A 20,023-nucleotide genomic window follows, 5' to 3' on the forward strand; every position below is an offset into this window, starting at 1 on the left:
GTGGCGAGGGAGCTTGCTCCCGCTGGAGCGCGTAGCGGTCCCAGTTCCAGTGGGCGCTGCGCACCCAAGCGGGAGCAAGCTCCCTCGCCACAAAAGCGCTCTGAGTGGTGTGGTTTCTAACGAGCCGCCTTGCGCGGCACGATCTTCTTGAGCAATTGCCGGGCCTTGCCCTTGAGTCGAGTCAGGCCTGACTCCTTGCCCGGTGGCGTCAGCCCTTGTTGGCGCAGCCAGTCCTTCCAGCGAATCCGCTCGTCTCGCACCAGCCAGCCGTCCTGCTTGGCAAAGCTCTCCGCCAGGTACAGCCCACGCGTGCTGGCCGGGTATAGCTGGTCCTTTTTCAAGGTGTACAGCTCGGGCATGGGTTGGCCGTCCTGTAGCGGCATCAAGTAGAGATCAGGTCGCTTGCGGTCCAGGCGCGCCACCAACTGGTCGCCCTCCAAACGCTCATCGACGTGAAACAGGCTCAGGGACTTGGCTTCCTTGGGCACATCCAGGCGCAAGTCATAGATCAATTGCAGCGATGCCGTCGGCAGATGCACGTAGGCCCGTGGTCGCTCGATCAGTTGCAGGTTGGCGCTGCGCACCGGGCGGGCGGAGCCCGAGAGGGGTGTCAGCCGAAACGGCAAGGCTTCGCGGTAATGCAGGGCCGTGGCGTAGGGGGCCGGCAGCCAGGTGTCGTTGAAACGCCCGCCAAGCCAGCCTTCCGGGGTTTCCAGCAGGCATTCTTCGGCAATTTCGCTGATGGCGGTAAGCAGTGGCAGGTTCAACTCGTGGGCTGGGACGTAGCCGGAAATCAGCTTGAGCACCACATCGCCGCGATCCTGCCGGCGCTGGCGCACCAGTACCCAATAGTCGCGGTTCTGCCAATGCAGGGTCAGGCGCACAGAAACGCCCAGGTTTGCCAACTCCAAGGAAAAGCGTTCGGTATCGGCCACGGCTACCGGGCGGCGGCGCTGCAAGGTCTGGGCGAAATTCAGCGGCATGCCGACGCTCTGGTAAGTCAGGCCTTCGGGTGTCGCTTCGACGAACAGGGGCAGGGTCTTGAAGTTGCTGGGATTCTTTCTGATGAGCGTACGCGGCATGTCGGCTCCTTCCTTAAGGCCGCGTAGGGCGGCGTCAGTTTTTACGCAGGACCTTGGCTACGGTCGCGACGTTGTGGGCGAGGTGCAGCGGATTGATGGTGCCGACAATAGCACTGGCGACCCCAGGATGCTCAAACAACAGTTCGAAGCTGGCGCGAACCGGGTCTACCCCGGGGCTCAGGCAAACGTGGCCGCTGGCCAGGGCCTTTTTCACCAGGATCGCTTTGCCGTGTTCGCTGGCGTAGTCAATGACAGCCTTTTCGTTTCGTTCGTTCAGATTGTAGGTGACCATCGCACAATCGCCTTGCTCCAAGGCTTTCAAGCCACCGTCGACGGTCTTGCCGGAAAAACCGAAGCCGCCGATCTTGCCCTCGCGCTTGAGCGCCGCCAGGGTCGGGTAGACCTCGCTGTCGTTGAGGATCGCCAGGTCGTTGCCGTCGGAGTGCACGAGCACCAGGTCGATATAATCGGTTTCCAGGCGCTTGAGGCTGCGCTCCACCGAAAATCGGGTATGGGCGGCGCTGAAGTCATGGCGTGACTGGCCGTCGCTGAATTCTTCGCCGACCTTGCTGACGATCACCCAGTCCTGGCGTTGGCCGCGCAGCAGCGGGCCGAGGCGTTCTTCGCTCAGGCCATAGGCCGGCGCGGTGTCGATCAGGTTGATACCCAGGTCGCGCGCCAGTTTGAGCAACCTGCGTGCTTCGTCGTCATCGGGGATCTGAAAGCCGTTGGGGTATTTGACGCCTTGGTCGCGACCAAGCTTGACGGTCCCCAGGCCCAGGGGGGAGACCCGCGGGCCGTCATGGCCCAGGGGGCGATAGAGGTCATGCAGGGTCGGTTGGCTCATGGCAGCAGTTGCTCCCAGGCAGGGACGCCCATCGGCGGCTTCGGCAGGTCCGGCAGTGGGGCCGGGTGGCTTGGCTGGATGCCATCGCGCTGCAAGGCATCGACCACCCGATCGGCGAAGTCCGGGGCCAGGGCCAGTTTGGTCGGCCAGCCCACCAGCAGGCGATCCTGCTCGGCGAGGAAGGCGTTGTCCGGGCGGGTCAGGCCCGACTGCAACGGTTCGGCGCGGTCCACCCGCAGCGTGGCCCATTGCGCAGTGCTCAGGTCAATCCAAGGCAACAACTGGCCGAGTTCTTTCTGGGCGGCGGCGATCTGTGCGGCAGGCTCGCGGGTCACGCCATCGCCTTCGGCCAGATCGCCACCCACGTACCAGACCCATTGGCCATCGGCCGCCGGATGAGTGGTCACGGTGACGCGCGGCTTCGGGCCGCCGCCCAGGCAATGGGCGTAGAGCGGCTTGAGGCTGGGCCCCTTGACCAGGACCATGTGCAACGGTCGGCGCTGCATGGCTGGCTGGTCCAGGCCCAAGGCGTCGAGCAGGTCGGCGGTGCCGCCCCCGGCGCTGAGGACAATGCGTTGCGCGCGAATCTCGCGGCCATCGACCTTGAGTCCGATCAGCTCGCCACCTTCGCGCAGCGGTTCGATGTGTTGCCCGGCCAGCAAGCTGTCGCCGGCCAGTTCCGCCAGGCGTGCGATCACGCTCGGCACGTCCACCACCAGCTCGGCCAGGCGATAGACCTTGCCCTTGAAGCGTTTGTCTTGCAGGGCCGGCGGCAACTGGTCGCCCTTGACCTGGTCGACCCGCCCGCGCACGGCCTTGCTGGCAAAGAAACTGGTGAGGTTGCCGGCCAGGGTGCCGGGGGACCAGAGGTAATGGGCGTCGGACAGCATGCGCACGCCGGACAGGTCCAGCTCACCTTCACCTTTCAGGGCTTCGCGCCAGCGACGCGGCATGTCGGCAATGGCTTCCGAGGCACCGGTCAGGGCGCCATGCAAGGCGTACTTGGCGCCGCCATGGATGATGCCCTGGGATTTGACACTCTGCCCGCCGCCGAGGCTGGCGCTTTCCACCAGCACGGTCGAAAAACCCTGGCGCCGCAGGCGTGCATTCAGCCAGAGGCCGGCGACGCCTGCGCCGACAATCAGAATGTCGGTGGAAATAACGGATGGCATGAGCGACCTCAGTGTTCAAGACGAGGGCGCAGTATACAGACTCGGTGCAGAGGGAATTTGTTGACGATCAACATCGGCAGCGTGCAGGGAAAGCTTTTGTGGCGAGGGAGCTTGCTCCCGCTGGGTTGCGCAGCAACCCCATTTTTATGGGCGCTTCGCACCCAAGCGGGAGCAAGCTCCCTCGCCACAGAGGTGTTCCAGCTCAAATGATCAGTGTGTTTTCAGTGCCCGGCCGTCTTGGAAAACAGCTGGATCACCACCACCCCCAGCACGATCAACGCCATCCCCAGCATCGCCGGCACGTCCAGTTTCTGCCCATAGATGAACAACGCCGCGACACTGACCATGACGATCCCCAGCCCGGCCCAGACCGCATAGGCCACGCCCACCGGTACGGTGCGCACCACCAGCGTCAGCATCCAGAACGCGGTGGCGTAGCCGACGATGACCAGCAGCAAAGGCAGGGGTGTGCTCAGGCCCTTGATCGCTTTCATCGAAACGGTGGCGATCACTTCGGCGCAGATGGCGATGGCCAGGTAGTAGTAGGCGTTCATAGGCGGTTCCTCTTCGACGGTTGCGTCTTTCGATGGGGCCATTCTAGAGATAGGTCAGATGCGGTAAAGTCATTACCTATCTGTAATCAAGATAGGTTGAGCCATGAACGTTCAGTGGAACCTGGAGCAATTGCGGCTGTTCGTCGGGGTCGCCGAGAAGCGTTCGTTTTCCGCCGTGGCCCGGGATCAGCGCAAAGCCCAATCGGCCATCAGCAGTGCGATTGCGTTGCTGGAGACGGATTTGGGCGTGAACCTGTTCGAGCGCAGCAGCGGCCGTCAGCCCAGGCTCACCGACGCTGGCGCAGCCTTGCTCGAAGAGGCCAGGGAAGTGCTGCGTCAGTGCGAGCGTCTCAATGGCCGGGCCCTGGCCCTGATGCGCGGGCAGGAAGCGTCGCTGCGCCTGGCCCAGGACGAAGCCATGCCCTATCAACCGGTCATCGACAGCCTGGCGGCCCTGGCCGAGCAATTTCCTACCCTCGAAGTGCAATTGGCCAGCGCCGCCCAGGGCGACGTGGCGCGCAAACTGGTGGAGCGGCGCGCCGACCTCGGCTTGCTGTTCTATCACGACCAGATCCCCGAGGCCTTGGAGCGCCGGGTGCTGGGCAGCGTCGAGATGGTGACGGTGTGCGGCAGGGGCCACCCACTGGCGAACCATGATTATGTGACCTGTCGGGAAATGGCTCGGCACCGCCAGTTGTTGATGGCCACCCAGTCCAGCGTCTATCCCGGCAGTGAACAGGCCAGCCCGCAGGTCTGGCGAGCCGACAGTTTCTATGTGTTGGCCGAATGGCTGAGGAGTGGCCTGGGCTGGGCCTGGTTGCCTCGGCATGTGGTGCAATACCCTGCCTACCTGGGCGACATGGTCGAGCTCAGCAGCGAATGGACCCCGCCGGCCCTGGTGGTGGAACTGGTCTGGCGACGCGATGAACCCCTGGGCCCGGCCGCGCGTTGGCTGGCGGAACGTTTTGCCGTGCAGTTGCAGGCGATCGGCTGAAAAACCGATAAACTCCGCCGCCATGAACAGAACTCTCTATAGCGCATTGTTTTACCTGGGGCTGCCACTGGTAGCGATTCGGCTGTGGTTGCGGGCCCGCAAGGCGCCGGCTTATGCCCGGCGCATTGGCGAGCGGTTCTCCTGGGGGCTGCCGGTCATGCTGCCGGGGGGCATCTGGGTCCACGCGGTGTCGGTGGGTGAGAGCATCGCCGCCGCGCCCATGATCCGCGCCTTGCTGCAACGTTATCCACAGTTGCCGATCACCGTCACCTGCATGACGCCCACCGGTTCGGAGCGGATCCGGGCGTTGTTCGCCAACGAGCCGCGCATCCAGCATTGCTATTTGCCTTACGACTTGCCCTGCGCCGCCAAGCGTTTTCTCGACCGGGTCCGGCCGTCCCTGGCGGTGATCATGGAAACCGAGCTGTGGCCCAATCATATTCACCAATGCGCCAGGCGCGGCATTCCCGTGGCCCTGGCCAATGCGCGGTTGTCGGAGCGTTCGGCCCGGGGTTATGCACGCTTTCCCAAGCTTACCCGGCCCATGCTCGCCGAGATGAGCCTGTTCGCCGTCCAGACCGACGCCGAAGCCGAGCGTTTCCGTCAGTTGGGCGCCCGGGTAGAAACCGTCGAGGTCACCGGCTCGATCAAGTTCGACCTGACCATCGACCCGCAACTGCTGGAAAACGCCAGCGCCTTGCGCCGCCAGTGGCAAGCCACGGAGCGTCCGGTGTGGATCGCCGCCAGTACCCATGAAGGCGAGGACGAAGTGGTGCTGGCTGCCCACCGTCGGTTGCTCGACAGCTACCCCAATGCGTTGCTGATCCTGGTGCCACGTCATCCCGAGCGATTTGATGCCGTGCACCAGCTGTGCGAAAGCGAAGGCTTCGCCACGGTCCGGCGTTCCAGTGCGCAACCCGTCACTGCCCAGGCCTCGGTGCTGCTGGGCGACACCATGGGTGAGCTGCTGTTTCTCTACGCATTGGCCGACAGTGCGTTTGTGGGTGGCAGCCTGGTGCCCAACGGCGGGCACAATCTGCTCGAACCGGCGGCGCTGGCAAAACCGGTACTCAGCGGGCCGCACCTGTTCAACTTCCTCGAAATCGCCGCGCAACTGCGCGCCGCCGGTGCGCTGGCGGAAGTTGAAGATGCCGAAAGCCTGGCCCTGGCGGTGCAGCGCCTGTTCGAACTGCCCCGCGATGCCCAGCGCATGGCCGAAGCGGGCTTGAAGGTGATGCGCACCAACCAGGGCGCGTTGCAGCGGTTGCTGGCGGGGTTGGGGCGGTTGCTCGACTGAGTTTTTGTGGCGAGGGAGCTTGCTCCCGCTCGGCTGCGAAGCAGCCGTAAAACCGGCACCACGGTTTTGGCTGGCAGTACGCGGTGACTGGTTTTGGGCCTGCTTCGCAGGCCAGCGGGAGCAAGCTCCCTCGCCACAAGGGTGTCGTCGTTACTGCGCTGGCCGCGAGCGCAACTGCTGCGCCGCTGCCTGGGCCAGGTCCGGCGGCAGGAAGTCGCGGTCCGGGTTGTAGTCTGGCTTGAGATAGCGCGACAGGTCTTGCAGGTCCGCCGGGCTCAACGTCCCAGCCGCCTGCTTGAGGCGCAGGTTGTCGAGAATGTAGTCGTAGCGGGCGTTGTTGTAGTTGCGCACCGAGGTGTACAACTGACGCTGGGCGTCGAGCACGTCGACGATGTTGCGGGTGCCCACCTGGTAGCCGATTTCCGTGGCTTCCACCGCGCTCTGGTTGGAGATGATCGACTGGCGCCGGGCCTGGACCTGCTCCACGTCGGTGTTCACTGCACGGTGCAGGTTACGGGTGTTTTCCACCACCTGCCGGCGCAGGGCTTCGCGTTGCTGCTCGGTCTGGGTGAGTTGCGAGTAGGACTCGCGCACCTGGGAGCTGGTCAGCCCGCCGCTGTAGAGCGGGATACTCAGCTGCAAACCGATGGTGCGTTGCTCGGCATCGCCGCCGTAGCGCTGTCCGGTCGGGTTCGGGTTGGTGAAACCGAGGCCGTCGTTGTCACCTTTTCTGTACTGGGCTATCGCATCGAGGGTCGGTGCATGACCGGCCTTGCGCTGGCGCAGCGTATCCTCGGCGGCGGTCACGGCGTAGTTGCTGGCCAGTAAATTCAGGTTCTGCTTGGCTGCCGTATCTACCCAGGCCTTGGCATCGTTTGGTGCCGGCGGCAGGATTGGCAAGGTGTGGACGATACCCTGGAGCGAGTTGTACTGGCGGTTGGTCAACGTGATCAAGGCTTCAAAGGCGTCGTCGACCTGGCGCTGGGCGAGGATCCGATTGGCGCGGGCGGTGTCGTAGCTGGCCTGGGATTGCAGCACGTCGGTCTTGTCCGACAGGCCCACGTCGAAGCGCTCGTTGGACTGGTCGAGTTGACGCTTGAACGCCGCTTCCTCGGCCTTGGTCGAGGCCAGGTTGTCCTGGCTGCGCAGCACGTTGAAATAGCTCTCGGCGCTCTGCAGGATCATGTTCTGTTCAGTGGCCGACAGTTGCAGCGACGCTTGCTCGTCAACTGACTTGGCAGCCTGTAACTGGAACCAGCGATCGGCACGGAAAATCGGCTGGGACAGCGTGGCCTGGTAAACCGTGGAACTGCGGGTGGCGGTCATCGCCGGCTGGTCGAGCTCGGTACGGGTGTTGTTCAGGTCGGCACCGGCCGAAAGGTTCGGCAGCAACCCGGCACGCGCCTGGGGCACCACTTCCTTCTGGGCGCCGTACTGGGCGCGAGCCGCGGCCAGATCGGCGTTGTTGTCCACCGCTTCCTGATACACGCTCACCAGATCGGTTCTGGTGGTCAAGGGTGCTTCGGCAGCCCAGGCCATTCCATTGGACGCACAAGACACGGCAAGGGCCAGTGAGAGTTTGCGCAGCATGAGGCGTTCCCTACTTCTCAGATGATTGCGCACAAGAGGCGCGGCGTAGCGAGTGTAGTTGCGCCTGCGCGCCGCAACAATCCTGTATATGCGCCATTCATCACGCCTTTTGCCCTGGCGATGGCGTTCTCTCGTGGTTGTGTCTAGACTGGCCGGGTTCTTGTCGGGGTGCCTTGCTATGAGGCTGAGATCGAATAATTTCGGATCCCGTTGAACCTGATCAGGTTAGCGCCTGCGTAGGGAACAAGATTTCTCGTCACCCGGCGAGTCCTCTTGTGCTTCGTCCGGGATGTTGTTCGACCATCGACTTTCGATTTTCGAACATGCTCGAGCAGCAAGCACAGCGTCCGCACTTTCGTGCAGGGACGCGTCCATTCGTTACAGGTTCGCTCCGACAAAAATCCACTGCCTGGATGTGTGTCTGGAGAGCCCGTGATGACGACAAAATCAAAAAACGCGACCAACCTCAGCGATTCGGCCAAGGTCGATGAGCAATCGGTTCAGCCCTTTACCCGCTCGCAAAAAATCTATGTCCAGGGCAGCCGCCCGGATATCCGCGTGCCCATGCGCGAAATCAGCCTTGACGTGACCCCCACCGATTTCGGCGGCGAAATCAACGCGCCGGTCGTGGTGTACGACACCTCGGGTCCCTACACCGACCCGAACGTGATCATCGACGTGCGCAAAGGCCTGGCCGACGTGCGCTCTTCGTGGATCGAAGCCCGTGGCGACACCGAGCGTCTTGCCGGCCTGAGCTCCAACTTCGGCCAGGAACGCCTGGCCGACCCCGAGCTGACCAAGCTGCGCTTCGCCCACGTGAACAACCCACGTCGTGCCAAGCCCGGTGCCAACGTCAGCCAGATGCACTACGCGCGCAAAGGCATCATCACCGCCGAGATGGAATACGTCGCCATCCGCGAAAACATGAAGCTGGAAGTCGCCCGCGCCGCCGGCCTGCTGGACCAGCAACACGCCGGCCACAGCTTCGGTGCCAGCGTGCCGAAAGTCATCACCCCGGAATTCGTCCGCGATGAAATCGCCCGTGGCCGCGCGATCATCCCGGCCAACATCAACCACACCGAACTGGAACCGATGATCATCGGCCGTAACTTCCTGGTGAAGATCAACGGCAACATCGGCAACAGTGCGCTGGGTTCGTCCATCGAAGAAGAAGTGGCGAAGCTGACCTGGGGCATCCGCTGGGGTTCGGACACGGTCATGGACCTGTCCACCGGCAAGCACATCCATGAAACCCGCGAGTGGATCATCCGCAACTCGCCCGTGCCGATCGGCACCGTGCCGATCTACCAGGCCCTGGAAAAAGTCGGCGGCGTGGCCGAAGACCTGACCTGGGAGCTGTTCCGCGACACGCTGATCGAACAGGCCGAGCAGGGCGTCGACTACTTCACCATCCACGCCGGCGTGTTGCTGCGCTATGTGCCGATGACCGCCAAGCGCGTCACCGGTATCGTCAGCCGTGGTGGTTCGATCATGGCCAAGTGGTGCCTGGCGCACCACAAAGAGAACTTCCTCTACACCCACTTCGAAGACATCTGCGAAATCATGAAGGCCTACGACGTCAGCTTCTCGCTGGGCGATGGCCTGCGTCCGGGCTCGATTGCCGACGCCAACGACGAAGCGCAGTTCGGCGAGCTGGAAACCCTCGGCGAGCTGACCAAGATCGCCTGGAAGCACGACGTGCAATGCATGATCGAAGGCCCCGGCCACGTGCCGATGCAGTTGATCAAAGAGAACATGGACAAGCAACTCGAGTGCTGCGACGAGGCGCCGTTCTACACCCTCGGCCCACTGACCACCGACATCGCGCCGGGCTACGACCACATCACCTCCGGCATCGGTGCGGCGATGATCGGTTGGTTCGGTTGCGCCATGCTCTGCTACGTCACGCCGAAGGAACACCTGGGCCTGCCGAACAAGGATGACGTGAAGACGGGGATCATCACCTACAAGATCGCCGCCCACGCGGCCGACCTTGCCAAGGGCCACCCAGGCGCGCAGATCCGCGACAACGCCTTGAGCAAGGCGCGTTTCGAGTTCCGTTGGGAAGACCAGTTCAACCTCGGCCTGGACCCGGACACCGCCCGCTCGTACCACGACGAAACCCTGCCGAAGGACTCGGCCAAGGTGGCGCATTTCTGCTCGATGTGCGGGCCGAAATTCTGCTCGATGAAAATCACCCAGGAAGTGCGCGAATACGCGGCCAACCAGCGCATCGAGGCGGTGGACGTGGACGTTGCCCAGGGCTTGGCGGAACAGGCCGAGCGGTTCAAGAAGGAAGGAAGTCAGCTTTACAAGAAAGTTTGATCCGGGCGGTGCTTGCAAAAGCACCGCTCACCCTGTGTGGCGAGGGAGCTTGCTCCCGCTCGGCTGCGAAGCAGCCGCAAAACCTGCACCGCTATTCTGACTGACAGGACGCGGCGTTTGGTATTGGGTCTGCTTCGCAGACCAGCGGGAGCAAGCTCCCTCGCCACAAGGGGTGATCTGCGACCCAAAACAATAATCTCCCTTGAGAATCTCTGTGAACATCCAACCCAGCACCTACTCCCCAGACACCGCGGTCCCCCTGGACAAACGTGTCTTCGGCGCCCGCGATCTGTTTTCCCTGTGGTTCTCCCTGGGCATCGGCCTGATGGTCTTGCAGGTCGGCGCCTTGCTCGCGCCGGGCCTGGGCTTGAGCGGCTCGTTGCTGGCGATTTTCCTCGGCACGTTGGTGGGCGTCCTGCTGCTGGCGGCCGTCGGCGTGATCGGCAGCGACACCGGCCTGTCGGCCATGGCGGCCCTCAAGCTCAGCCTCGGCGGCAAGGGCGCGAGCGTGCCGGCGGTGTTGAACCTGCTGCAGTTGATCGGCTGGGGCTCGTTCGAAATCATCGTCATGCGTGATGCCGCCAGCCTGCTCGGTGCCCGAGCCTTCAGCGAAGGCAGCCTGGGCTCCAACCCACTGCTGTGGACGCTGTTCTTCGGCGCCCTGGCGACCCTGCTTGCGGTCAGCGGGCCGCTGACGTTCGTGCGTAAAGTCCTGCGTAAGTGGGGCATTTGGCTGCTGTTGGCGGCGTGCATCTGGTTGACCTGGAACCTGTTCGCCAAGGCTGACCTGGCGGCGTTGTGGGCCCAGGCAGGCGATGGCTCGATGCCGTTGGCGGTGGGGTTTGATATCGCCATTGCGATGCCGTTGTCCTGGCTGCCGCTGATCGCCGACTACTCGCGCTTCGGCAAACGTGCCAGGAATGTCTTCGGCGGTACTGCCGTGGGATTCTTCATCGGTAACTTCTGGCTGATGAGCCTGGGCGTGGCCTACACCTTGGCGTTCGCGCCGAGCGGTGAAGTCAATGCGTTGCTATTGGCCTTGGCTGGCGCCGGGTTGGGCATTCCGTTGCTGCTGATTCTGCTGGATGAGTCGGAAAACGCCTTCGCCGACATCCACTCGGCGGCGGTCTCCAGTGGCATGTTGTCGGGGCTGAAGGTCGAGCACCTGGCCTTGGCGATTGGCGTGCTCTGTACCTTGATCGCCTGCTTCGCGCCGTTGGCGCAGTACCAGAACTTCCTGTTGCTGATCGGCTCGGTGTTCGCACCGCTGTTTGGCGTGGTGCTGGTGGATCACTTCATCCTGCGCAAGCGCAGCAGCCAAGTGGTATCAGCCGCATTGCGCTGGCCGGCCCTGTTGGCCTGGTTGGGTGGGGTGAGCACTTATCACTTGCTGGCCAACTTCCATCCAGACATCGGCGCAACCCTGCCGTCGCTGATTCTGGCAGGGTTGCTGCAACTGTTGCTGGGCCGGGCTTTCAGCTACGGCCGGGGAACAGCTCGGGCTTGAGGATGCCATTGAGGCGTGGGTAAGCGATCTTCAATTCGATGTGGCCCAGGGCGTACGGGGCGATGGTGCTCACTTCGTACTTGAGGATCACCCCGCCGTAGGTCAGCGCCACGTGTGGGGTTTTCTGGAAGGACCACTGTTTCAGGAACTCGGGTTCCTGATCCAGCTTGGTGCTGATCAGCCAACTGTTGTGGGCGACTTGTGCGGCTTTCCAGAAGGCTTCTTCCTGGCCCGGCAGCAGCATGTCCGACAGCGTCAGAACCTTGTGTTGCTGGCGCGAATAGTTGATGAAGCCGCGGCCCGGCGTGCCGTGGGCGCCGCCGGTGTCCAGGTAGCTGGACAGTTCGATGATCACCAGGCCGTCATGTTGCTCACGTACCTTGGCCTGCAAATAGCTGCTGTTGCGGGGCGCGGCGCTGCGCAGGAACTGCTCGCGATAGGCGGCAAGCGTCGGTGCAACCGGGGCGTCCGGGGTGGTGCGGGTCATTTGCAGCAGGCGTTTTTCGACGATGCCGTCCAGGGCCGGCTCTGTGGGAAAGTGCAGGGTATCGATGTTCACCAACGGGCAGTCGGCACTGGCGCATCCTTGTTGCAGTTGCTCCGACGCATCGCGGGTGGTTTCCAGCGGTGCGCGGTAATTGGGTTGGAACAGGCTTTGGCAAGCGCCCAGGGTCAGGGCAATGGCGGCCACGGAGGCAGTTTTGAAAAGCGACATGGGCGTCCTTCATGGAACAGGGAAAGGCGAAAAGTTACCCGCTTCGACTGCCAGCAGGACAATCAGTTCGCCACTAAGCTCATTAGAGTTCTTTCACCTTCTGCCGTCCATCCCGATGAGTGGAAAGGGGCTGCATCAAACGGTACGGGCGCGTTAGGATGGCGCGAAGCCGAGGTTGGAACCTCGTATTGATCCATTGCACACGAGGATTGTCATGACCGATTTCGCCAACGCCGCACCGAGCACCGTGGACATTGTCAAGCGCGAGAGCTGCTTCCAGGGTTTCTACAAACTCGATCGTGTGCACTTGCGTCACGAATTGTTTGCCGGTGGCATGAGCCGCGAAATCAGCCGTGAATTGTTCGTGCGCCATGATGCGGTGTGCGTGTTGCCCTACGACCCGCAGCGCGATGAAGTGGTGTTGATCGAGCAGTTTCGCGTCGGCGCCATGGACAAGGTCGCCAACCCTTGGCTGGTGGAATTGGTGGCCGGCCTGATCGACAAGGACGAACAACCGGAAGAAGTTGCTCATCGTGAAGCGCAGGAGGAAGCTGGGCTTGCCTTCGCTGCGCTTTGGCCGATGACCAAGTATTTTCCATCCCCGGGCGGCAGCGATGAATTCGTCCATTTGTACCTGGGGCGTTGCGACAGCACGGGGGCGGGCGGGCTGCATGGCCTGGAGGAAGAGGCGGAAGATATCCGCGTCAAGGTCTGGTCTTTCGAAGATGCCCTGCAAGCTGTGCGCGACGGACAAATCTGCAATGCACCGAGCATCATCGCCCTGCAATGGCTGGCCTTGAACCGCGAGGAAGTGAGGGGGTTATGGTCCTGAACAAGCTGCGCGATCGCTATCGCGTCGATCTGGTGGGGTTGCAGGCCGCCTGCGAGGCCAACTACGCCCGCCTGATGCGCTTGTTGCCGGACATGCGCAACGACCCGGCGCCGCGGCGTATCGCCGTGACCCACGGCGACCAGATGCTCGGCGTGCTGGCCCTCGAAGTGCTGCAGACCTGCCCGTACACCACGACCTTGCAGGTGCGCCAGGAGCACAGCCTGCCCTGGCTACCGGTGCCGCAGCTGGAAGTCCAGGTCTATCACGATGCGCGCATGGCCGAAGTCGTCAGTGCCGAACATGCGCGACGCTTTCGCGGCATCTATCCTTATCCCAATGCGTCAATGCACCAGCCGGACGAAAAGGCCCAGTTGAACCTGTTCCTGGGTGAATGGCTGAGTCATTGCCTGGCGCTGGGCCACGAGTTCGAAGCCGTTCGGTAGTTGTCGTTCAAATACTGGACACTGGTTGTGAACCGGTTCCGGTTCGCGGGTTTCCCCTTTCGATCTTCCCCAGCATAATTGCGGCGTCATCCAACGGCGTGAGTGCGCCTGGGAGAGAGCGATTTGCCGAACGTATCCATCCTGACCACCGCTGATGCGGCGTTGCTGGTCCAGCTGTCCGACAGTCACCTGTTTGCCGAGGCCGACGGTTCGTTGCTGGGCATGAATACCCGTGACAGCCTGCGGGCGGTCGTTGACCTGGTGCTCGAGCAGCAGCCGAAGATCGATTTGATGCTGGCCACGGGGGATTTGTCCCAGGATGGAACGCTGGAGTCCTATCAGGCGTTTCGGCAGATGAGCGGGCGAATCGATGCGCCGGCGCGCTGGATTCCGGGTAACCATGATGAGCCGCAGGTCATGCTTGAAGCGGCGGTCAAGAGCACGCTGCTCGAACCGGTGGTGGATATTGGCAACTGGCGCGTCACTCTGTTGGATTCCGCCGTGCCGGGTTCGGTGCCGGGGTTTTTGGCTGAGGAGCAGTTGATTCTGTTGGCCAATGCGTTGAGTGAGGCGCCGGAGCGGCATCATCTGGTGTGTCTGCATCATCATCCGGTGTCGATTGGGTGTGTGTGGATGGAGCCTATCGGGTTGCGTAATCCTGAGGCGTTGTTTGCGGTGTTGGATCGGTTTCCCCAGGTGCGCGCTGTTCTGTGGGGGCATGTGCATCAGGAGGTTGACCGGGTGCGCGAGGGGGTTCGTTTGTTGGCTTCGCCTTCGACTTGTATTCAGTTTGAGCCGGGGAGTGAGGATTTTGCGGTGGGCTCGCAGGCGCCGGGGTATCGGTGGTTGCGGCTTTGGCCGGATGGGCGGTTGGAGACGGGGGTTGAGCGGGTGGTTGGGTTTGCTTTTACTCCGGACTATGAGTCCGACGGGTACTGAGTTCGGCCCAACTGTAGGAGCGAGCTTGCTCGCGATGGCGGCCTGGCAGCCGGCCATGCTCTTGTTGACTGCGTACATATCCATTGCTGCGGTAACGGCCACTTAGGGTTCCGCTCTTACAGCGGCTCACTTTTGAAAAGCGCAAAAGTAAGCAAAACGCTTTATGCCCCACCACTCGGCACCTCGCCTAGGCTCGGTGTGCCCTCACTCCGGCATTGCTCCGTGGGCCCGCCGCGAAGGGCCATCCATGGCCCAGCGCGGCTATCCCGGCATCCATGCCGGGATGCCCACTGCGCAATGCCTGCGTTCGGCCATCGTGGTTAACGGGGCGCCGAAATCAACGTCCACCGCGAGGCGGCCTTATAGCCGGCCTGGCTCTTTTGTCGTACTCCGATCCAATTGTGGGAGCGAGCTTGCTCGCGATGGCGGCCTGACAGCCGACCAGGGTTTGTGGGAATGGTCGGACACACTTTCTGATTCAAGTAGATTTTTCCGACGAGTTCTGGCGGTTGCCGGGTGGGAAGGGCTGTCGCTAACCTTTTTCGGCCGCTGCAAATTCAGCGGCCGGGCCTGGAAACCCGATGAGTAAAAGGCATATCAGCGAGTCCCGTGAGATACTGCGGCGCTTTGAGCGTTCAGTTCTGCGTTATGGCGGCTGTGCGCGGGAGACTTTCGAGTCTACCGGGATTGCCTTTTACCTCGGTTTTCCAGCCCGTGCATAGCTGCCACCCTCTCGCCTGGAAACGGGAGATGGCGGTTCCACTACGTAAAAGGAACTACATCATGTTCAAAGCCACACCCAATCCCCCCGAAACCGATCCCTCATCAGCCCACGCCGGGCTCGATCCCCAAAAACTCGATGAAGCCGCCAAGCGCGTCATCGACCACTATCTCGACCCCAAACCTCAAGCCAAAAAGAAAAAGCCCTCAGGTCAACTGTTCACCGTCGTGGACGGCGTCGACACCGAAAGCCTACTGGCCAACCTCAGCGAAACCCTGGCCTCAGCCGATGCCATGGTCAGCGACCTTGCCTTCGACCTGAAAGGCTCGCGACGCCATGTTGCCCTTGGCATTCAGCAACTGATCGAGCTGGGCGCCTTGTTGGCGAATCGGGTGCTGGACAACGTCAATACACAACCCTGACCCCACCGCGCGCAAAAGCGAGCAGGCCCGCTCCCACTGGAGAAACGCGATCACCCTAAACCAGGCCGGCTATCAGGCCGCCTCGCGTCGGACGTTGATCTCGGCGCCCCGTTAACCACGCTGGCCGAACGTAGGTATTGCGCAGTGGGCACCTCGGCATGGATGCCGAGGTAGCCGCGCTGGGCCATGGATGGCCCTTCGCGGCGGCCCACGGAGCAATGCCTACGTTCGGGCATGCCGAGCCTAGGCGAGGCACCGAGTGGTGGGGCTAAAGCGCTTTGGTTACTTTCGCGCTTTTCGAAAGTGACCCGCCGTCAGGGCGGAACCATAAGCTGCCGTTACCGCAGAAATGGATATGTACCCCGTCCACAGGTTTAGGGGCTACTGCGTAGCCCAGCGGGAGCAAGCTCCCTCGCCACAAAGGCCAATGGGCGACTTGGGGAAGGTGTTAAAACACCCAAACCCCCACAAACTCCCTGTAAACTCCGGCCTTTGCCCAACACCCAGGGAGTCGGCAATGTCGGGTTCTATCCTTTATATCCACGGCTTCAACAGCGCCCCAGCGTCGACCAAAGCCAGTCAGTTGATCAACGTAATGGCGCAATTGGGCCTGAGCGACCGCCTACAAGTCCCAGCCCTGCACCACCACCCCCGCCAAGCCATCGGTCAGCTGGAACAGGCGATTGCACAACTGGGCCGACCGCTGCTGGTCGGCAGCTCGCTCGGCGGCTACTATGCGACTCACTTGGCCGAACGCCACGGCCTCAAGGCGCTGCTGATCAACCCTGCCATCAGCCCGCATCGGATGTTTGACGGTTACCTGGGCACGCAGAAGAATTTGTACACCGACGAAACCTGGGAATTGACCCACGACCACGTCACGGCCCTGGCCGAACTGGACGTGCCGGCGCCCCAGGATCCGCAGCGGTTTCAGGTGTGGTTGCAAACCGGGGACGAAACGCTGGATTATCGCCACGCCCAGCAGTATTACCGCGCCTGTGCCTTGCGCATCCAGGCCGGTGGCGACCACAGTTTCCAAGGGTTTGCCCAGCAGTTGCCGGCGCTGTTGAGTTTTGCCGGCATTGGCGCCGATTTGTACCAGGCGATCGACTTCACGTCGTTGTGAGCCATCGCCCCTTTTTCACTGAACACTGACGACGAGACCCCATGGCCACTCCCAGCGCTAGCTCTTATAACGCAGACGCCATCGAAGTCCTCTCGGGCCTCGACCCGGTGCGCAAGCGCCCCGGCATGTACACCGACACCAGTCGGCCGAACCACCTCGCCCAGGAAGTCATCGACAACAGTGTCGACGAAGCCTTGGCCGGGCACGCCCGTTCGGTGCAGGTCATCCTGCACGCCGATCACTCGCTGGAGGTCAGCGACGACGGCCGCGGCATGCCGGTGGATATTCACCCTGAAGAAGGCGTGTCGGGCGTCGAGCTGATCCTCACCAAGCTCCACGCGGGCGGCAAGTTTTCCAACAAGAACTACCAATTCTCCGGCGGTTTGCACGGGGTGGGTATTTCCGTGGTCAACGCCTTGTCGACCCAGGTACGGGTGCGGGTCAAGCGTGACGGCAACGAATACCAGATGACCTTCGCCGATGGCTACAAGGCCACCGAGCTGGAAGTGGTTGGCACCGTCGGCAAGCGCAACACCGGCACCAGCGTGTATTTCGCGCCGGACCCGAAGTATTTCGATTCACCGAAGTTTTCTGTCAGCCGCCTCAAGCACGTGCTCAAGGCCAAGGCCGTGTTGTGCCCGGGGCTTCTGGTCAGTTTCGAGGACAAGGCCACCGGCGAGAAAGTCGAATGGCATTACGAAGACGGTCTGCGCTCTTACCTGATGGACGCGGTCAGCGGTTTCGAACGCCTGCCCGACGAGCCATTCTGCGGCAGTCTGGCCGGTAACAAGGAAGCGGTGGACTGGGCTTTGTTGTGGCTGCCCGAAGGCGGCGAAAGCGTCCAGGAAAGCTACGTCAACCTGATCCCTACGGCCCAGGGCGGCACCCACGTCAACGGCTTGCGCCAGGGCTTGCTCGATGCCATGCGCGAGTTCTGCGAGTTCCGCAACCTGCTGCCCCGTGGCGTGAAGCTGGCGCCGGAAGACGTCTGGGAACGCATCGCCTTCGTGTTGTCGATGAAGATGCAGGAGCCGCAATTCTCCGGCCAGACCAAGGAACGCCTGTCGTCCCGTGAGGCGGCGGCGTTTGTTTCCGGGGTGGTCAAGGATGCGTTCAGCCTGTGGCTCAACGCCAACCCGGAAACCGGCCTGGCCCTGGCGGAGCTGGCAATCAACAACGCCGGTCGTCGTCTCAAGGCGAGCAAGAAGGTCGAGCGCAAGCGCATCACCCAGGGGCCGGCCTTGCCGGGCAAGCTCGCCGATTGCGCCGGGCAGGACCCGATGCGTTCCGAGCTGTTCCTGGTCGAAGGTGACTCTGCCGGTGGTTCGGCCAAGCAGGCGCGGGACAAGGAGTTCCAGGCGATCCTGCCGCTGCGGGGCAAGATCCTCAACACCTGGGAAGTGGACGGCAGCGAAGTGCTGGCCAGTCAGGAAGTGCATAACATCGCCGTCGCCATCGGCGTCGATCCGGGCGCCGAGGACATGAGCCAGCTGCGCTACGGCAAGATCTGCATCCTCGCCGACGCCGACTCCGACGGCCTGCACATCGCCACGTTGCTCTGCGCCTTGTTCGTCCAGCATTTCCGCCCGCTGGTGGACGCCGGTCACGTCTATGTGGCGATGCCGCCGCTGTACCGCATCGACCTGGGCAAGGAGATCTACTACGCCCTCGACGAGGCCGAGCGTGACGGCATCCTCGACCGTCTGGTGGCCGAGAAGAAGCGCGGCAAGCCACAGGTCACTCGATTCAAAGGCCTGGGCGAGATGAACCCGCCGCAACTGCGCGAAACCACCATGGACCCGAACACCCGTCGTCTGGTGCAACTGACCCTGGATGATTTCGAAGCGACGTCGGAAATGATGGACATGCTGCTGGCGAAGAAACGCGCCGGCGACCGCAAGTCCTGGCTCGAATCCAAAGGGGACCTGGCCGAGGTGTTGGCCTGATGCGCAACGGTTTCGCCCTGGCGTTGTGGCTGTGGGCGGGGGTGGTTGTCGCTGGACCGGCGCCGGAACTGAAGTTGCTGTCTGAGCACGCCGTCGATGGCATGCGCGGCGGCAATCTGTCCGGGCTGGCCTGGTGCGGCAACGAAATGTGGACGGTCTCTGATCGCGACGATGATCGGATCTACCGCCTTACACCTTCCGATGCGCGGGTCTGGCCGGCAGCCGCGGTGCAGATCGACGTGCCTGAGGTGCCCGACAGCGGTTTGCCCTGGGGTTTGCGTTCCCGGACCTGGGCTGCGTCGTTCCTGCGTGGTGGTGAGCTGGATTTCGAAGGCATCAGTTGCGACAGTGCTGGCAATCGTTATGTGGTCAGCGAGTCTCATGCCGCGGTGTTGCAAGTGTCGCCGTCGGGAGACGCCTCCTGGTTGAAAATCGCCCCGACGTTGATCCGTCAGGCCCGGGGCAGTGGCATGTTGCTGCATTTCAACGCCTTGTTCGAAGGCCTGGCGATCAACCCGGCGGGTGATCAGTTGTGGCTGGCGGCGGAGCGCGAACGTCGCGGCCTGTTGCAGATCAGGCGCCAACAGACGGTGTGGGACTGCGATGGTAATTGCGTGCTGCTGAGCGAAGCGGGGCTGGAGATGCAACCGGCGCAATTCCCCAAGGCCAAGGCGGTTTCGCGGGACTTCGCTGATCTGTCATTGTTCAATGGCAAGCTGTTTACCCTGGAACGCAACGCCTTTCAGATCTGTCGGCGTGACCAGCAGACCGCCCAGGTGGAGCGGTGCTGGTCGTTCGCTGCCGAGGCGTTGCAGGACAGTCGGCGTTATTCCCAGGAGCATGGGCTGGCCGAAGCGCTGGTCGTGGACGCCGAGGGCGCCTGGGTCGGCTTGGACAACAATGACGGTGCCCGCGCCGACGGCGAAACGCGGCCGATCATCTGGCGCTTCGCCGCGCCGGACGGTGGCTGGGGCGCCTCGCCATGAGTCAGCCGCCGGGCAAGCGTGCTGGCCGGGTGTTGATGATATTGGCCTGGTGCGCGGCGCTGTTCCTGGCAACGCGATTTTTTGCCCAATGGGAACAGCGCCAGCAAAATCCCAATGCCCAGGTGTATTCGCAAAGAGGCGAAGGGTTTATCGAGGTGAAGTTGGTCGGCAATAGGCAGGGGCATTTCGTCGCCAGCGGCCAGATCAACGGCCAACCGGTGGATTTCATGCTCGACACGGGCGCCACCGACGTGGCGATTCCGGTGGAGTTGGCCGAGCGCCTCAAGCTGGAAAAAGGTTTCGGCGTGACGTTGAGTACCGCCAACGGTTTGAGCGAGGGCTATCGCACCCGCATCGACCGGCTGCAATTGGGTGACATCGTCTTGCGCGATGTCCGTGCCCTGGTGGCGCCAGGCCTGGGTGGCACGCAAGTGCTGCTGGGTATGAGCGCCCTGAACAAACTTGAATTTACCCAGCGCGACGGCACCATGCTGCTGCGCCAGACAACGAACTGATGAGGCCCGC

The 20,023-nt window shown here is 62.6% G+C and carries 18 protein-coding genes and 1 riboswitch; of the genes, 12 read left to right on the forward strand and 6 right to left on the reverse strand.

The features are described from left to right. Positions 1–116: 116 nt before the first annotated feature. The 4 genes from BLT00_RS14255 to BLT00_RS14270 form a co-directional block, all read right to left on the reverse strand. Positions 117–1,082 (reverse strand): metal ABC transporter ATPase, encoded by a 966-nt coding sequence (locus tag BLT00_RS14255; protein WP_092146669.1) that lies wholly within the window; start codon positions 1,080–1,082, stop codon positions 117–119. 34 nt (positions 1,083–1,116) lie between these two features. Continuing rightward, a complete protein-coding gene (locus BLT00_RS14260; protein ID WP_092146667.1) occupies positions 1,117–1,929 on the reverse strand; it encodes an aldo/keto reductase in 813 nt (270 codons plus the stop codon). Continuing rightward, on the reverse strand, positions 1,926–3,101 hold the full coding sequence (locus BLT00_RS14265; protein WP_092146665.1) for an NAD(P)/FAD-dependent oxidoreductase: 1,176 nt from the start codon (positions 3,099–3,101) through the stop codon (positions 1,926–1,928). Before BLT00_RS14265 ends, BLT00_RS14260 begins: the two co-directional genes overlap by 4 nt. Before the next feature lie 221 nt (positions 3,102–3,322). Then, complete coding sequence (locus BLT00_RS14270; protein WP_046065574.1) at positions 3,323–3,655, reverse strand: DMT family transporter; 333 nt, start codon at positions 3,653–3,655, stop codon at positions 3,323–3,325. A gap of 103 nt (positions 3,656–3,758) precedes the next feature. On the opposite strand from BLT00_RS14270, the gene BLT00_RS14275 reads away from it, so the two are divergent. Further along, positions 3,759–4,649 (forward strand): LysR family transcriptional regulator, encoded by an 891-nt coding sequence (locus BLT00_RS14275; protein WP_092146663.1) that lies wholly within the window; start codon positions 3,759–3,761, stop codon positions 4,647–4,649. Between the two features lie 22 nt (positions 4,650–4,671). Then, complete coding sequence (waaA, locus tag BLT00_RS14280; RefSeq protein ID WP_092146661.1) at positions 4,672–5,946, forward strand: lipid IV(A) 3-deoxy-D-manno-octulosonic acid transferase; 1,275 nt, start codon at positions 4,672–4,674, stop codon at positions 5,944–5,946. Positions 5,947–6,096: 150 nt separating this feature from the next. Here waaA and BLT00_RS14285 read toward each other — a convergent pair whose 3' ends face one another. Further along, on the reverse strand, positions 6,097–7,536 hold the full coding sequence (locus BLT00_RS14285) for a TolC family outer membrane protein (RefSeq protein ID WP_092146659.1): 1,440 nt from the start codon (positions 7,534–7,536) through the stop codon (positions 6,097–6,099). A gap of 154 nt (positions 7,537–7,690) precedes the next feature. Beyond that, positions 7,691–7,796, forward strand: a riboswitch (TPP riboswitch). Positions 7,797–7,971: 175 nt separating this feature from the next. Between BLT00_RS14285 and thiC the strand changes: the two genes are divergently transcribed. After that, positions 7,972–9,861 carry a phosphomethylpyrimidine synthase ThiC gene (thiC, locus tag BLT00_RS14290; protein WP_092146657.1) on the forward strand — a complete coding sequence of 630 codons (1,890 nt, stop codon included), beginning with the start codon at positions 7,972–7,974 and terminating at the stop codon, positions 9,859–9,861. 214 nt (positions 9,862–10,075) lie between these two features. Further along, a complete protein-coding gene (gene cytX / locus BLT00_RS14295; RefSeq protein ID WP_092146655.1) occupies positions 10,076–11,368 on the forward strand; it encodes a putative hydroxymethylpyrimidine transporter CytX in 1,293 nt (430 codons plus the stop codon). Here cytX and BLT00_RS14300 read toward each other — a convergent pair. Next, the gene (locus tag BLT00_RS14300) at positions 11,337–12,083 is read right to left on the reverse strand and encodes a DUF3298 domain-containing protein (protein ID WP_072340089.1); all 747 of its coding nucleotides are present in this window, start codon (positions 12,081–12,083) and stop codon (positions 11,337–11,339) included. The genes cytX and BLT00_RS14300 overlap by 32 nt on opposite strands. A 214-nt stretch (positions 12,084–12,297) precedes the next feature. Between BLT00_RS14300 and BLT00_RS14305 the strand changes: the two genes are divergently transcribed. The 8 genes from BLT00_RS14305 to BLT00_RS14340 all read left to right on the forward strand — a co-directional run bounded on the left by BLT00_RS14305 (position 12,298) and on the right by BLT00_RS14340 (position 20,013). Then, positions 12,298–12,915 carry an NUDIX domain-containing protein gene (locus BLT00_RS14305; protein WP_092146653.1) on the forward strand — a complete coding sequence of 206 codons (618 nt, stop codon included), beginning with the start codon at positions 12,298–12,300 and terminating at the stop codon, positions 12,913–12,915. Then, the gene (locus BLT00_RS14310; protein WP_092146651.1) at positions 12,906–13,358 is read left to right on the forward strand and encodes a DUF1249 domain-containing protein; all 453 of its coding nucleotides are present in this window, start codon (positions 12,906–12,908) and stop codon (positions 13,356–13,358) included. The genes BLT00_RS14305 and BLT00_RS14310 overlap by 10 nt, the downstream gene beginning before the upstream one ends. A gap of 123 nt (positions 13,359–13,481) precedes the next feature. Then, positions 13,482–14,297 carry a 3',5'-cyclic-AMP phosphodiesterase gene (gene cpdA / locus BLT00_RS14315; RefSeq protein WP_092146649.1) on the forward strand — a complete coding sequence of 272 codons (816 nt, stop codon included), beginning with the start codon at positions 13,482–13,484 and terminating at the stop codon, positions 14,295–14,297. A gap of 783 nt (positions 14,298–15,080) precedes the next feature. Then, complete coding sequence (locus BLT00_RS14320) at positions 15,081–15,440, forward strand: DUF6124 family protein (protein WP_092146647.1); 360 nt, start codon at positions 15,081–15,083, stop codon at positions 15,438–15,440. 517 nt (positions 15,441–15,957) lie between these two features. After that, complete coding sequence (locus BLT00_RS14325; protein WP_092150857.1) at positions 15,958–16,566, forward strand: YqiA/YcfP family alpha/beta fold hydrolase; 609 nt, start codon at positions 15,958–15,960, stop codon at positions 16,564–16,566. 41 nt (positions 16,567–16,607) lie between these two features. Continuing rightward, complete coding sequence (gene parE / locus BLT00_RS14330; RefSeq protein WP_092150860.1) at positions 16,608–18,512, forward strand: DNA topoisomerase IV subunit B; 1,905 nt, start codon at positions 16,608–16,610, stop codon at positions 18,510–18,512. Continuing rightward, positions 18,512–19,498 (forward strand): esterase-like activity of phytase family protein, encoded by a 987-nt coding sequence (locus BLT00_RS14335; protein WP_092150863.1) that lies wholly within the window; start codon positions 18,512–18,514, stop codon positions 19,496–19,498. Before parE ends, BLT00_RS14335 begins: the two co-directional genes overlap by 1 nt. Further along, a complete protein-coding gene (locus BLT00_RS14340; protein WP_092150866.1) occupies positions 19,495–20,013 on the forward strand; it encodes a retropepsin-like aspartic protease family protein in 519 nt (172 codons plus the stop codon). Before BLT00_RS14335 ends, BLT00_RS14340 begins: the two co-directional genes overlap by 4 nt. Positions 20,014–20,023 lie beyond the last annotated feature (10 nt).

Origin of the sequence: Pseudomonas sp. NFACC51, assembly GCF_900103575.1 — a bacterium.
Taxonomy (GTDB): Bacteria; Pseudomonadota; Gammaproteobacteria; order Pseudomonadales; family Pseudomonadaceae; genus Aquipseudomonas; species Aquipseudomonas fluorescens_Q.